The sequence below is a fragment of the Streptomyces sp. NPDC047085 genome (assembly GCF_040643735.1).
Taxonomy (GTDB): domain Bacteria; phylum Actinomycetota; class Actinomycetes; order Streptomycetales; family Streptomycetaceae; genus Streptomyces.
Genome location: NZ_JBEYUW010000021.1, coordinates 8,465 through 22,447, shown reverse-complemented (window position 1 = coordinate 22,447; position 13,983 = coordinate 8,465). Strand labels below are relative to the sequence as shown.

The 13,983-nt window shown below is 71.5% G+C and carries 10 protein-coding genes and 3 pseudogenes; 5 read left to right on the top strand and 8 right to left on the bottom strand.

Annotated features, from left to right (window positions below):
* Positions 1–9: 9 nt before the first annotated feature.
* From ABZ865_RS40260 to ABZ865_RS40245, 4 genes are all read left to right on the top strand, one after another.
* Entirely contained in the window at positions 10–495 is a 486-nt protein-coding gene (locus ABZ865_RS40260) for an NUDIX hydrolase (protein WP_361241923.1), read from the top strand.
* A gap of 200 nt (positions 496–695) precedes the next feature.
* Positions 696–2,468: a TIGR03767 family metallophosphoesterase gene (locus ABZ865_RS40255; protein WP_361241920.1), complete on the top strand. Its 1,773-nt coding sequence runs from the start codon at positions 696–698 to the stop codon at positions 2,466–2,468.
* A 95-nt stretch (positions 2,469–2,563) separates the two neighbouring features.
* Positions 2,564–3,733 carry a serine hydrolase domain-containing protein gene (locus ABZ865_RS40250; protein WP_361241917.1) on the top strand — a complete coding sequence of 390 codons (1,170 nt, stop codon included), beginning with the start codon at positions 2,564–2,566 and terminating at the stop codon, positions 3,731–3,733.
* 50 nt (positions 3,734–3,783) lie between these two features.
* Positions 3,784–4,644 (top strand): hypothetical protein, encoded by an 861-nt coding sequence (locus ABZ865_RS40245; protein WP_361241914.1) that lies wholly within the window; start codon positions 3,784–3,786, stop codon positions 4,642–4,644.
* A 110-nt stretch (positions 4,645–4,754) separates the two neighbouring features.
* On the opposite strand, the gene ABZ865_RS40240 is transcribed toward ABZ865_RS40245, so the two are convergent.
* Together ABZ865_RS40240 and pepN are read right to left on the bottom strand one after the other, a co-directional pair.
* The gene (locus tag ABZ865_RS40240) at positions 4,755–5,792 is read right to left on the bottom strand and encodes a hypothetical protein (RefSeq protein ID WP_361241911.1); all 1,038 of its coding nucleotides are present in this window, start codon (positions 5,790–5,792) and stop codon (positions 4,755–4,757) included.
* 227 nt (positions 5,793–6,019) lie between these two features.
* Positions 6,020–8,599 carry an aminopeptidase N gene (gene pepN, locus ABZ865_RS40235; protein ID WP_361241908.1) on the bottom strand — a complete coding sequence of 860 codons (2,580 nt, stop codon included), beginning with the start codon at positions 8,597–8,599 and terminating at the stop codon, positions 6,020–6,022.
* A 166-nt stretch (positions 8,600–8,765) separates the two neighbouring features.
* On the opposite strand from pepN, the gene ABZ865_RS40230 reads away from it, so the two are divergent.
* A complete protein-coding gene (locus ABZ865_RS40230) occupies positions 8,766–9,428 on the top strand; it encodes a DsbA family protein (protein WP_361241905.1) in 663 nt (220 codons plus the stop codon).
* Between the two features lie 119 nt (positions 9,429–9,547).
* On the opposite strand, the gene ABZ865_RS40225 is transcribed toward ABZ865_RS40230, so the two are convergent.
* The 6 genes and pseudogenes from ABZ865_RS40225 to ABZ865_RS40200 all read right to left on the bottom strand — a co-directional run.
* Entirely contained in the window at positions 9,548–10,930 is a 1,383-nt protein-coding gene (locus tag ABZ865_RS40225; RefSeq protein WP_361241902.1) for an amino acid permease, read from the bottom strand.
* A 121-nt stretch (positions 10,931–11,051) separates the two neighbouring features.
* Positions 11,052–11,942, bottom strand: coding sequence for a TauD/TfdA family dioxygenase (locus tag ABZ865_RS40220; RefSeq protein ID WP_361241899.1), 891 nt, complete (start codon positions 11,940–11,942; stop codon positions 11,052–11,054).
* 14 nt (positions 11,943–11,956) lie between these two features.
* Complete coding sequence (locus ABZ865_RS40215) at positions 11,957–13,288, bottom strand: LLM class flavin-dependent oxidoreductase (protein ID WP_361241896.1); 1,332 nt, start codon at positions 13,286–13,288, stop codon at positions 11,957–11,959.
* Positions 13,285–13,494: pseudogene (locus ABZ865_RS40210) on the bottom strand (sulfonate ABC transporter ATP-binding protein); the annotation flags it as partial. The pseudogene ABZ865_RS40210 and the gene ABZ865_RS40215, both read right to left, overlap by 4 nt.
* A 29-nt stretch (positions 13,495–13,523) precedes the next feature.
* Positions 13,524–13,733 (bottom strand): annotated as a pseudogene (locus ABZ865_RS40205) (sulfonate ABC transporter ATP-binding protein); the annotation flags it as partial.
* 29 nt (positions 13,734–13,762) lie between these two features.
* A pseudogene (locus ABZ865_RS40200) lies at positions 13,763–13,983 on the bottom strand (sulfonate ABC transporter ATP-binding protein); the annotation flags it as partial.

Below are 13,983 nucleotides of genomic sequence, written 5' to 3'. Positions count from 1 at the left end.
CGTCCGTCCATGCGACGGAAGTTGAGGGTGGCGGCCTACGCCGTGTGCGTCCGCGAAGGACAGATCCTGCTCGCCCGCTCACCGGGCCCCGACGGCACCCCCGAGTGGGTGCTGCCGGGCGGCGGCATGGAGCACGGCGAGGACCCGTACGACACCGTCCGCCGCGAGGTGACCGAGGAGACCGGCTACCGCATCGAGGTGACCGGCCTCCTCGGCATCGACTCGCTGCGGTTCGCCGGCTCCCGCCGCTTCGGCCGCCGTACGGACCACCACGGTGTGCGGATCGTCTACACGGGCGAGGTGACCGGCGGCGAACTGCGCTACGAGACGGGCGGATCCACCGACTTCGCCGCCTGGCAGGACCTGGACGCCGTACCCGGACTGGTCCGGATCCCGCTCGTCGACACGGCTCTGCGGCTGTGGCGCGAGCGCCCGCCGACCGGACATACGGGACCCGGGTCCCGCCCCCTACCCCAGGAGATGAACGAGGAGTAACCGGCTCCGGGCCGCCCGCGATCCACTCCATGACCGCCCCCGGTACCCCGTGATCCACGTACGGCGATCGGCGCTGCGCGTTGCTTCCCTGTTCACGCGCAGGTCACCCCCGCTGCCAACCATCCAGAGCGAGCGGGGTGTTCGCGCGAGCGACGGCCCCGTGACCACTGCCGACGCGTTCGCACTCGGGGAGATCGCGCATGTCGCGGATACGCTCTGTCGCCACCTCCGTCTCGGGGGTCCACCGCCGTACCGTCCTCGCCGCCGCCGGGGCGGTGACGCTCTCCGCGGGCGTCGGCTACGCCCTGCGGCCCACCGACAGCCAGGCCGCTGCCGCCTCCGGCGCCCCGGGCGCCGACGCGACCGCCGTCGAGGCGAACGCGGCCGACGTCCGGGCGGCCGCCCCGCTCGCCCCCTACACCAAGGGCACCACCCTCGCCTCCGTCGCCGCCCCTCTGGGCAGCTCCGGCTACCGCCGTCTTGGCGACGGCCCCGGCTGGAAGCGGATCGTGCGCAGCGAACTGGCCACCCCCAAGTCCGGCCGCGCGGGCCGCCGCCGGACGCTCGCCGCGTTCGTGCAGTTCACCGACATGCACCTGACGGACGTGCAGCACCCGCTGCGGGTCGAGTTCGTGCGCGCCGCCGACCCGCACGCCTGGCGTCCGCAGGAGGCGCTGACGGTGCAGGGCGCCATCTCGCTCGTCGAGCGGGTCAACGCCCTGCGCGGCGCTCCCGTCACCGGCGCCCCGCTCCGCTTCGTGATGACCACCGGCGACAACACCGACAACAACGCCCTGTCCGAGCTCGAGTGGTACATGAAGGTGATGAGCGGCGGCCGGTTCGCCCCCAACACCGGTGACCCCCGGCACTACGAGGGCGTGCAGAGCAGCGGCCTGCCCCTGTTCTGGCAGCCGGACTCGACCGCCCGCGACGGCGACAAGGCGCTCGGCTTCCCCTACCTCAAGGGCTTCCTGGACGCCGCGATCCGCGAGGTGCGCAGCCCCGGCCTCAACCTGCCCTGGTACTCCACGGTCGGCAACCACGACTCGCTCCAGCTCGGCGTCTACGGCTCCCACGGCGACGCCTACCTCGCCGAAGCGGCCATCGGCGGCAGGAAGCTGATGACCGCCACCGCCGCCGAGGCGAAGAAGTTCCAGGACACCAACAAGAACGCCCAGGACCCCACGGGCGTCGGCTACCGCGAGTTCCTCAAGGCCCACGCCGGCGCCATGCGCCCGGTCACCCCGGACGAGAAGCGGGCGCCGTACACGCCGGCCGACTACCTCAAGGCCCATCTGGACCCCGCCCACCGGGGCCACGGCCCGGTCGGCCACGGCTACACCTCGGCGAACCTCGACGCGGGCACCCAGTACTACGCCTTCCGTGTCTCCGCCGACGTCGTCGGGATCAGCCTCGACACCACCGACGCCGGCGGCCACTTCGAGGGCTCCCTCGGCACCGCCCAGCTGAAGTGGCTGGACAGGACGCTGAAGGCCCACAAGGACGACCACGTCGTCGTCTTCAGCCACCACACCAGCAAGACGATGACCAACACCCGCCCCGACCCGGCCCGCCCCGGCGAGCGTCGGCACACGGGCGCCGAGGTGGTGTCCCTGCTGTCCGCGCACCGCAACGTGCTGGCCTGGGTGAACGGCCACGTCCACAAGAACATCATCACGCCGCACAAGGTCTCCGGCGGCCACGCCTTCTGGGAGATCTCCACCGCCTCCCACATCGACTACCCGCAGCTCGCCAACGTCATCGAGCTGGTCGACAACAAGGACGGCACGCTGTCCGTGTTCACCACCCTCATCGAGTCCGCCGCCCCGCACCGCACCGACTACGCCGACCTCTCCCAGACCGGCCTGGCCGCCCTCTACCGCGAGCTGTCCTACAACGCCCCCGGACGCAACCCGAACTTCGCGGGCAAGAACACCGACCGGAACACGGAGCTGGTTCTGAAGAAAGGCTGATTCTCACTCAACTGGTGCAATCCGCGGCAACCTTCGCGGAGCAGCACGGGTCCCTCCCCCCGACCGGACTGAGAAACCACAGGTTGGGGGAAGACATGCGTGTGCGTACGACCTTTGTGGGTGCCACCGCCCTGCTCGTCTCGGCGGCCCTGGCGGGCCCGGCCGTCGCGGCGGGCCCCGCCACGGGCGGCCACTCGGCCACGGGCACCCACTCCGCCAGGGACGGCCACTCGGCCACCCGCGCGGCGATCGACGCGGCGGTCCGGGCCGGTGTGCCCGGGGTGACCGCCACCGCGAAGGACCCCCACGGCACCTGGTCCACGACCGCCGGCGTGGGGGACACCCGCACGGGCGGGCCGCGCTCCACGGCCGACCGCTACCGGGTCGGCAGCATCACCAAGTCCTTCGTCTCCACCGTCCTGCTCCAACTGGAGGCGGAGGGCCGGCTGTCCCTCGACGACACGGTGGACCGGTGGCTGCCCGGAGTCGTACGGGGCCATGGCCACGACGGCCGCGCGATCACCGTCCGCCAGCTCCTCAACCACACCAGCGGCATCTACAACTACACGTCCGACGACGCCTTCGTCCGCACCTACTTCGCCAAGGACGGCTTCTTCCAGCACCGCTACGACACGCTCACCGCCCGCGACCTGGTGGCGATCGCGATGAAGCACAGGCCGGACTTCGCCCCGGGCACCAGCTGGAGCTACTCCAACACCAACTACGTCGTGGCCGGCATGGTGATCGAGAAGGTGACCGGCCACCCGTACGCCACCGAGATCACCCGCCGTATCGTCGAGCCGCTGCACCTGAAGGCCACCTCCGTCCCCGGCACGAAGGTCACCGTGCCGGGGCCGAGCAGCCGCGCCTATTCGAAACTCGCGGAGACGACGACGGGCCCGACGTACGACGTCACGACCCTCAATCCCTCGATGGCCTCCTCAGCGGGCGAGATGATCTCGGACTCCGCCGATCTCGACCGCTTCTACAGCGCCCTGCTGCGCGGAAAGCTCCTTCCGGCCCGGCAGCTGAAGGAGATGAAGACGACCGTGAAGATCGACGGCGCCCCCAACGCCGGCTACGGCCTCGGCCTCGTGGAGACGACGCTGACCTGCGGTGTTCAGGTCTGGGGCCACGACGGCGGCATCCACGGCTCCTCGTCCGTGGCGGTGACGACCGCGGACGGCCGTCACTCCCTCGCCCTCAACTTCAACGGGGACTGGACCGGGGACATGGCGGCCGTGGTCGACGGAGAGTTCTGCTAGTCGGGCAGCGGTTACCGTGGGGCGACGTCGATGCTGTGGGGGGAGATCGCGTGTTCCTGCGATCAGGGAGAAGAGCGGCCGGACGGCGGGGCGCGGTCGCCGTGCTCTGGGCCGTCGCCGTGCTGTTCCTAGGGGCGTGCGGGACGGAGCGGGCCGGCGGACCGGACGCGCCCGGCGGGCCGGACGGGGCCTCGCCACCGCCCTGGACCACGATGGAGCCCTCCGGCGTCACCGGGGTCCGCGTCGGCGGCGACGACCGCACGCTGAGCATCGACACCCGGGTGCCCAGCGGGGCGCGCGCATGTGTGAAGGACCTCAAGGCCGTCGTCACCGACCGGGTCAACGGCGCCGTGTGGGTGCAGCTGACCTACTCCTCCCCGGCGGGTGACCGGAGTTCGGGGTGCACCGAGGAGAAGCCCGCCACGACCCGGGTCACGCTGCCCCAGCCGCTGGGCGGGCAGGACGTGATCGTCGACCACTACACGCACTTCACCCGCGACGGGGCGAAGCCGCCCGCGCTGCGACTGTGCGGGAAGCTCGGCTGCCACCCGCCGAGGACCGGCTGCACCGTCGACTCCTACGACCAGGCGGTGATCGCGGCCGGAGTGCCCATGCACAACTACCGGGACTCCGAGAGGTGCGACGGGGAGTGGCTCGTGCTGGACATCTCCTGGCGCACCGGACCGGCCTGTGACGACGCGTCGGACCCTGCCTGCTCGTCCCGGCTGGGCGACCGCTGGTTCTTCCGGGCGGGGAAGTCCGGATGGGTGCCGTTCTTCGAGAGCCCGAAGGGGGGCTGCCAGGACGTGCGGCGCAGGGAGCCCCGGTTCCCGACCGCGCTGTGCGCGTCGCTGGCCCCGCTGCCCGCCAAGCTGCACCCCGACTACCCGGCGCCGTCCTCCTCGCCCTGACCGCGCCGCCGCCGCACGCGCGAACCGTACGGCCGCACGCATGAGGAGGGGCCACCGGATGCGGTCCGGTGGCCCCTCCTCTCCCCTCCTGATGCTTCCCCGCGCCGTCACTACCGGGGCAGCACCACGACATACGCGGCCGGATCGCGGTCACCGGACGCCATCAGGGCCGTACGGACCACGGCCGCCTGCTGCTCCAGGGACTCCCGGAGCTTCTTGGGGGTGATGTAGACGACCGTGATCCCCAGCCGCTCCAGGTGCTCGCGCTTGCGCGCGTACTCCGACCACAGCGCGTCCTCGTCCTGGCGCGGTGCCCGCGTGTCCAGTTCGACCGCGACCGCCTGCTCCGGCCAGTAGGCGTCCAGGCCGCCGAGGTGGGGGCCGCCCGGCAGGCGCAGGTCGACGTTCCAGACCGGGTCGGGCAGGCCGTACTCGGAGACCATCCGGTAGAGGTGGTCCTCCGCGATCGCCCGGCCCTCGGCCAGCAGCGAGTCCACCGCGTCCACCACGTGCGGGCGGGTCAGCAGCTTCGCCGTGGTCAGCTCCCGGACCACAGCGGCCGGTTCGCAGTGGCCGCCACGCACCGCCTCGGTCAGCAGCCGGCGCACCGCGCCCGCGTCCGTCAGCTCCGCCACCGCGTCCGCCAGCGCCCGCGGCACCGGCGCCACCGGCAGGCCCGTCACCGTGCGCGGCGTGGGCAGGGCCGGGGTGCGCAGGAGCCGGACGTAGCCCGCGGAGCGCAGCCGGCGCAGCCGCGGGACCAGGACGTCGACGTGCTCCAGGGACAGCAGCGGCGGGGTGGAGGCGAAGCCGTGCAGGGTGAGGGCCGCCAGACCCGTGATCACCGCCTCGGTGTAGACCGGGCTGTGCGGTTCCTCCGCGGTCGGCTGGACCGGCACGCCCGGCACGGACTCGCGCGCCGCGTACAGCAGCGCCCCGTGCAGCCGCTCCTCGCTGGTGGGCGGACCGGGGTGGAGGAGGACGACGTTGGGCAGCAGCAGCTGCCAGGGTCCGCCGGGCCGGCACTGCTCGTTCAGCTCGGCCGTGGACACGCCGTGGGAGCGGAGCTGAGCCGCCGACAGAACGCGGCGGTGGACCTGGGAGAGGTGGCGGAGGGGGCGGGGGGAGAGCGGGGTGTTGTGCGTCATGACCCCGGGATTCCCGCGCCTCGTCCCACCTTTAACCGCTGTTACACGGTCGTCGAAGAATGCGGACAAGACGGGACTAAAGGACGGGTGTTCGGGTGCCGAGTAGGGACCGGAAACCCCTGGTCCGAACAGGTGCGGACCAGGGGTTACGGGTGTTGTTGACCGAATTTCGTAACGGTCACCCGCCGGGCAAGCTCAGGCCAAAGATCGGGCCGGAGATCAGCGGATCAGCGGTCCGCGGCCGCCGCGTCGCACGCCTGTGCCCGCAGCGCCCGCGCCAGGTCGTCCCGCGCCTCCAGCACCAGCCGGCGCAGCGCCGGAGCCGCGTCCGCGTGCGCGTCGAGCCACGCGTCCGTCGCGTCCAGCGTCTCCTGCCGGTCCTGGAAGCCGGGGAACAGCCCGCGCACGACATCCATGCCGATCTGGATGGACCGCTCCCGCCACACCCGCTCGATCGCCGCGAAGTACAGCTCCGCGTACGGCGCGGTCAGCTCCCGCTGCGAGGGCTGGTCGAAGCCCGCGATCGTCGCCTCGACCAGCGCGTTCGACAGCGCGTCGGACTCCACGACCTGCGCCCACGCCTGCGCCTTGACCGCCGCCGACGGCCGCGCCGCGAGGCAGCGGACCTGGTGGCGCTTGCCCGACGCGGTGTCGTCGCGGGCCAGTTCGGCCGCCAGCACCTGCTCGTCGGCCACCCCGTGCGCCGCCAGCGGCTCCAGGAACGCCCAGCGCAGCTCCTGGTCCACCTCCAGGCCCTCGACGGTCTCGGTGCCGTCGAGCAGGCCCTTCAGCAGCGCGAGGTCCGTCTCGCCGGAGGCGACCGTGGCGAAGAAACGCGCCCAGGCCAGCTGGTGCTCACTGCCGGGACCGGCCGCCTCCAGCTCGCGCAGCGCGCCCTCCGCCAGCAACTCCTCGCCGGTGGCCCGCCACTCGGGCGCCGCGTAGTGCACCAGCGCCGAGTTCGCCCACGCGTGCAGCATCTGCAGCACACCGATGTCCGACTCCCGGCCCGCGAACCGCAGCACCAGGCCCACGAAGTCCCGCGCCGGCAGCAGCGCGTCCCGGGTCATGTTCCACAGCGCCGACCAGCACAGCGCACGCGCCAGCGGGTCGGTCAGGGCGCCCAGGTGCTCGCGCAGCGTCGCCAGCGAGGTCTCGTCGAAGCGGATCTTGCAGTACGTCAGGTCGTCGTCGTTGACCAGCACCAGCTCCGGGGCCTCGGCGCCGGCAAGCTCCGTCACCACCGTGCGTGGACCCTCGACGTCCGTCTCCACGCGCGCGTACCGCTCCAGAGCGCCCTCGGCGGTACGCCGGTACAGCCCCACCGCGATCCGGTGCGGGCGCTCCTCGGGGTGCGACTCCGGCGCCTCCTGCACCACCGCCAGCTCGGCCACCCGGCCCTCGCCGTCCAGCAGCACCTGCGGGGTCAGCGAGTTCACCCCGGCCGTCTGCAGCCAGGAGCGCGCCCACGCGGACATGTCCCGGCCACTGGTCTCCGCCAGCACCGACAGCAGGTCGCCCAGGCGCGTGTTGCCGTACGCGTTCCGCTTGAAGTAGCGGCGGGCGCCCTCCAGGAACGCGTCCTGGCCGACGTACGCCACCAGCTGCTTCAGCACCGAGGCGCCCTTGGCGTACGTGATGCCGTCGAAGTTCAGCTTGGCGTCCTGCAGGTCACGGATGTCCGCCGTGATGGGGTGCGTGGAGGGCAGCTGGTCGGCGCGGTAGGCCCAGGCCTTGCGGCGGTTGGCGAAGGTGATCCAGGCGTCGGTGAAGCGGGTCGCGCCGACGTTCGCGAACGTGCCCATGAAGTCCGCGAAGGACTCCTTCAGCCACAGGTCGTCCCACCACTCCATGGTGACCAGGTCACCGAACCACATGTGCGCCATCTCGTGCAGGACGACGTTCGCCCGGCCCTCGTACGACGCCTGCGTCACCTTCCCGCGGAAGATGTACTCCTCGCGGAAGGTCACCAGACCCGGGTTCTCCATCGCCCCCAGGTTGTACTCGGGCACGAACGCCTGGTCGTACTTCCCGAACGGGTACGGGTAGTCGAAGTGGTCGTGGAAGAAGTCCAGGCCCTGCTTGGTGACCAGGAAGACGTCGTCCGCGTCGAAGTAGGGAGCCAGCCCCTTGCGGCACATCGCGCCGAGCGGGATCTCCAGCTTCGTCCCGTCCTCGAACGTCCGCTCGTAGGAATCGGTCACGTAGTGGTACGGGCCCGCCACCACGCACGTGATGTACGTCGAGATCGGCTTGGTCTCCGCGAACCGCCAGACTCCGTCGGCCAGTTCACCGGCACCGTTGCCCCACACCGTCCAGCCTTCGGGTGCCCGCACCTCGAAGCGGTACGGGGCCTTCAGGTCCGGCTGCTCGAAGTTCGCGAAGACGCGGCGGGCGTCGGCCGGCTCGTACTGGGTGTAGAGGTAGACCTCGCCGTCCTCGGGGTCGACGAAGCGGTGCATGCCCTCGCCGGTGCGGGAGTAGGCGCACTGGGCGTCCACCACCAGCTCGTTCTCGGCCGCCAGTTCCTCCAGGGCGATCCGGGAACCGTCGAAGACCTCGCTCGGGTCCAGGTCCTTGCCGTTGAGCGAGACCGCCGTCACGCCCGGCGCGATCAGATCGGCGAAGCTCGACGCGCCCGGCTCGTTGCAGCGGAACCTGATCGTGGTCACCGAGCGGAAGGTGCGCGGCCCCCCGTCCCCGTCACCGACGGCGGACCGCAGGTCCAGCGCCACGTCGTACCCGTCGACGGACAGCAGGGCGGCCCGCTCCCGGGCCTCGTCGCGGGACAGATTCTCACCGGGCACGGGCGGCACTCCTTTGTGGTCGCGTGGACACCTCGGAACCTTCGGAACAGGACCGATCCTGCCATGCACCCCTGACGCGACACATCAGGGAATCGGGTCGGCGGCGGGGAATGGGCGCGGGACGGGTGATGTTGCCGCTTCAAAAGACCTTTTCGCGAGGAGAAGCATGTCCGAGACCACGCCCCCGTCCGGCAAGACGCCCGTGGACTTCTGGTTCGACCCGCTGTGCCCCTGGGCCTGGATGACCTCCCGTTGGGTGCTGGAGGTCGAGAAGGTCCGTGACATCGAGGTCCGCTGGCACATCATGAGCCTCGCCGTCCTCAACGAGAACAAGCTGGACGAGCTGCCCGAGGAGTACCGGGAGATGCTCGCCACCAAGGCCTGGCAGCCGGTGCGCGTGGTGACCGCCGCCTGGCAGAAGCACGGCGACGACGTCCTCGGCCCGCTCTACACCGCCCTCGGCACCCGTATCCACAACAACGGCGAGGGCGCGACCCTGGAGGCCGTCGCCGGCGCGCTCGCGGACGTCGGCCTGCCCGCCGAGCTGATCGAGTACGCCGAGCAGGAGGACTTCGAGTTCGACGCCGAGCTGCGCGCCTCCCACAAGGAGGGCATCGACAAGGTCGGCCAGGACGTCGGCACCCCGGTCATCGCCGTCCCGGGCAGCAACGGCGAGCAGATCGCCTTCTTCGGCCCGGTCGTCACCCCCGCCCCGAAGGGCGAGGAGGCGGCCCGCCTGTGGGACGGCACCCTTGCGGTCGCCTCCGTGCCGGGCTTCTACGAGATCAAGCGCACCCGCACCAAGGGCCCGGACTTCAGCAACCTGTAGGCGCCGGTCACCCGGTTCGTTCCCTCGTCCGCCATCCGCCTGCCGACAGGAGCGTGTGGACAACGGAAGGCCCCGACGTCGAACGTCGGGGCCTTCTTCCGTGGAACGGCCGGTCCGCGTCAGCGTTTCGCGCGGGACCGCTGCCAGGCGTAGCCCACGACCGCGAGGAGCAGGGTCATCACACCGGTCGCGAGGAGCTGGTCGCGGGTGTCCGGCTGGCGGGCCATGAGGACGAAGATCGCCGCCATGCCGGCCAGGGCGACCCAGGTCAGCCACGGGAAGCCCCACATCCGGACCACCAGCTTCTCGGGCGCCTCACGCTCCAGGCGGCGGCGCAGCAGCAGTTGGGAGACGGCGATGAAGATCCAGACGACCAGGATCACGCCGCCGATCATGTTCAGCAGCCAGTGGAAGACGTCGTCCGGCCGCCAGTAGCTGAGCACGACGCACACGAACCCGAACGTGCAGGAGGCGAGCACGGCGACGCGCGGGACCCCGCCGGACACCCTGGCCAGCACCTTGGGGCCCTGCCCGCGCTCCACCAGGGAGTACGCGATGCGCGAGGAGCCGTAGATGTTGGCGTTCATCGCCGACAGCAGCGCCACCAGGACCACGACCTTCATGAGCTGCCCGGCGCCCGGGATGCCGATGTGGTCGAGGGCGGCGACGTACGGGCCCTTCTCGACGACGTCCGCCGAGTTCCACGGCACCAGGGTGACGATGACGGCCATCGAGCCGATGTAGAAGAGCGCGATGCGCCACATCGCCGTGCGGACGGCGCTCGCCACGCCCTTGACCGGGTTCTCCGACTCGGCCGCCGCGATGGTGACCGTCTCCAGGCCGCCGTAGGCGAAGACGGAGGCGAGCAGGCCGATGATCAGGCCGTCGCCGCCGTTCGGGAGGAAGTGGTCGAGGTTGGCGGCGCCCGGGGAGTGCGTGCCCGGCAGGACCCCGGCGATCGCGAGGACGCCGAGGATCAGGAAGAGGGAGATCGCGCCGACCTTCAGCGCCGCGAACCAGAACTCGAACTCGCCGAAGTTCTTCACGGCGGCCAGGTTCGTGCCGAGAAAGACCACCATGAACAGCGCGACCCACGCCCACTCGGGCGTGCCGGGCAGCCAGCCGGTGACGATCTTCGCGGCGCCGATGCCCTCCAGGCCGACGGCCGTGCACAGCAGGACCCAGAAGGACCAGCCGGCGGCGAAGCCCGCCCAGGGGCCGATCGCCCGCTCGGCGTGCGCGGAGAAGGAACCCGAGGACGGGTACGCGGCCGACATCTCGCCGAGCATCCGCATCACCAGCATCACCAGGAGGCCGGAGACGGCGTACGCGATCACGATGGACGGACCGGCGGCGGCGATACCCGCGCCGGAGCCGACGAACAGGCCCGCCCCGATCACACCGCCGAGGGCGATCATCGACAGGTGGCGCTGCTTGAGGCCGTGGGAGAGGGAGTCGCTCGCCTGCTCGGGGGGCGTCTTGGTGAGGGTGCTGCTGGGCATGGGCGCGGCTCGTCCAGTGCAATAGATGGGCAAAATCGCCCACAGTCTGGGCGGCCCGTCCGCTCACAGGGATGGGCCGCCCACTATCCGGACACCCGGTGCACGCAGGGTGAATGTCCGGTTACGCCGCCACGGTCGTGTAGTGCGAGGCGTCGCCCTCGATCGAGTAGCTCTCCTTGCCCTCGACGCCGACCGGGACGTCACCGGCGACGGTCACCCGGTGCAGCCGGCGCGGCTGTCCGTCGTAGTTGTCGATGGCGTAGTGCTGGGTGATGCGGTTGTCGAAGAGGACCAGCTGGTTCTCGGACCAGCGCCACCGCAGGATGTTCTCCGGCCGGGTGACGTAGGCCTGGAGCAGGTCCAGGATCCTGCGGGACTCGCCCACCGACAGGCCGACGATCCGCTGGGCGAAACCGCCGATGAACAGCCCGCGCTCGCCGGTCAGCGGGTGCACGCGGACCACCGGGTGGGCGGTGCGGTACGTGATGGAGGTGAACTCGGCGCGCTGGGCCGCCTTCTCCTCGTCGACCTCCTCGTCCGGCACCGCGTAGTCGTAGTCGTTGGTGTGCTCCGCCCACAGCGTGTCGGCGAGGCGGCGCAGCGGTTCGGGCAGGTCCCGGTAGGCGGCGGCCGCGTTGGCGATCAGGGTCTCGCCGCCGTACGGCGGGATCGTGACCGAGCGCAGGGTGCTGGCCTGGGGCGGGTTGAGGACGAACGTGACGTCGGTGTGCCAGTGGTTGGCGCGGCCCCGCTCGCTGTCCACGGGCAGCACGTTCGGGGCGCCCTCGACGGCGCCGACCGTCGGATGGGCGGTGGTGAGGTCGCCGAAGTGCCGGGCGAAGGCCTGCTGGCCCGCGTCGTCCAGATCGGCGACGTCGAAGACGAGCGCCTTGTGGACGTTCAGGGCCTCGCGGATCTCGGCGACCTGCTCCGGGGCGAGCGGCTGGGAGATGTCGACGCCGGAGACCCGGGCGCCGATGCGTGCGGTGACCTTGGTGATCTCGATGGACATGTGCGCGGGTCCTTTCACACGAGGGCTGCGGTGTACTGGTTGGCGGGACGGGGAAGGCCGTAGCGCTCCCGAAGGGTCTGGCGGGGTCCGTACGCGGTGCGGAGCAGGCCGCGGGTGCGCAGGATCGGTACGACGTGCTCGACGAACGCCTCAAGGCCGGAGGGCAGCACGGCCGGCATGATGTTGAAGCCGTCGGCGGCGCCCCGCGTGAACCAGGTCTCGATCTGGTCGGCGACCTGCTCGGGCGTCCCCGCGAAGGTGAGGTGGCCGCGTCCGCCGCCGAGCCGCCCGATCAGCTGCCGCACGGTCAGCCGCTCGCGCCGGGCCAGCTCCACGATGAGCGTGTAGCGGCTCTTGGCGCCCTCGACGGCGGACTCGGGCGGGAGGTCGGCCGGGAGCCGTGCGTCCAGCTCCAGCGTTCCCGGGGGCAGCTGCAGCAGGCTCTCCAGGCGGCCCACGCCGTGCTCATACACGATGTGGTCCTCCAGCAGCCGCTCGGCGGCCACCGCCTCGGCCTCCGTCGAGCCGAGCACCGGGACGATGCCGGGCAGCACCTTGACGTGGTCGGGGTCCCTTCCCGCCCGCGCGGTACGGGACTTGAGGTCGCCGTAGAAGGCCTGCGCGTCTCCGATGGTCTGCTGGGCGGTGAACACCGCCTCCGCGTACCGGGCGGCGAAGGCCTTGCCGTCCTCACTCGACCCGGCCTGTACGAGCAGCGGGTAACCCTGGGGCGTGCGCGGCACGTTGAGCGCGCCCTCGACGCTGAAGAACCGGCCCTTGTGCCGGGGCGGATGGATCCTGGCGTCGTCGCCCCAGACCCCGGCCGCCTTGTCGGCGACGATCGCGTCGTCCTCCCAGCTGTCCCACAGCTTGAGGGCCACGTCGAGGAACTCGGCGGCACGGGCGTACCGCTCGGCGTGCGCGGGCTCGGCGTCCAGCCCGAAGTTGCGGGCGGCCTCGGCGCCCGCCGTGGTGACGATGTTCCAGCCCGCCCGGCCGCCGCTGACGATGTCCAGCGAGGCGAATCTGCGGGCCAGGTTGTAGGGGGAGTTGTAGGAGGTCGAGGCGGTGGCGATCAGGCCGATGTGCTCGGTGGCCGTCGCCAGGGCGGTGAGCAGGGTGAGCGGTTCCAGGGCGCCGGCCGGGCGCTGGGCGACGCTGCCCCACAGCTGCGGGCTGTCGGCCAGGAAGAGGGAGTCGAAGGTGCCGCGCTCGGCGGTGCGGGCGAGCCGCACATAGTGGTCCAGTTCGACGTGCGCGTACGGGTCGCTCTCCGGCAGCCGCCACGAGGCCTCGTGGTGGCCGGTGTTCATCAGGAACGCGTTCAGGTGGAGCCGGCGGGTCATGTGTGGTCCTCCGTGACGCCGAGGGCGGTCAGCAGCTGCTCGCGGTACTCGCCCAGTACCGGTTCGCGGTAGGAGCGTGGGTGTGGGTGGTCGATGGTCAGGTCGAGGCCGATGCGGCCTTGGTCGAGGACGAGGACCCGGTCGGCCGGCACGATCGCCTCGTCCACGTCGTGGGTGACGAGCAGCACGGGGGGCCTGCGGCGCTTTGGCGGCAGGTGGTGCTGGAGCCGGCGGGTCATGTGTGGTCCTCCGTGACGCCGAGGGCGGTCAGCAGCCGCTCGCGGTACTCGCCCAGTACCGGTTCGCGGTAGGAGCGTGGGTGGGGGTGGTCGATGGCCAGGTCGAGGCCGATGCGGCCTTGGTCGAGGACGAGGACCCGGTCGGCGAGCACGATCGCCTCGTCCACGTCGTGGGTGACGAGCAGCACGGGGGGCCTGCGGCGCTTTGGCGGCAGGTGGTGCTGGAGCCGGCGGGTCATGCGTGGTCCTCCGTGACGCCGAGGGCGGTCAGCAGCCGCTCGCGGTACTCGCCCAGTACCGGTTCGCGGTAGGAGCGTGGGTGGGGGTGGTCGATGGCCAGGTCGAGGCCGATGCGGCCCCGGTCGAGGACGAGGACCCGGTCGGCGAGCACGATCGCCTCGTCCACGTCGTGGGTGACGAGCAGCACGGGGGGCCTGCGGCGCTTTGGCGGCAGGT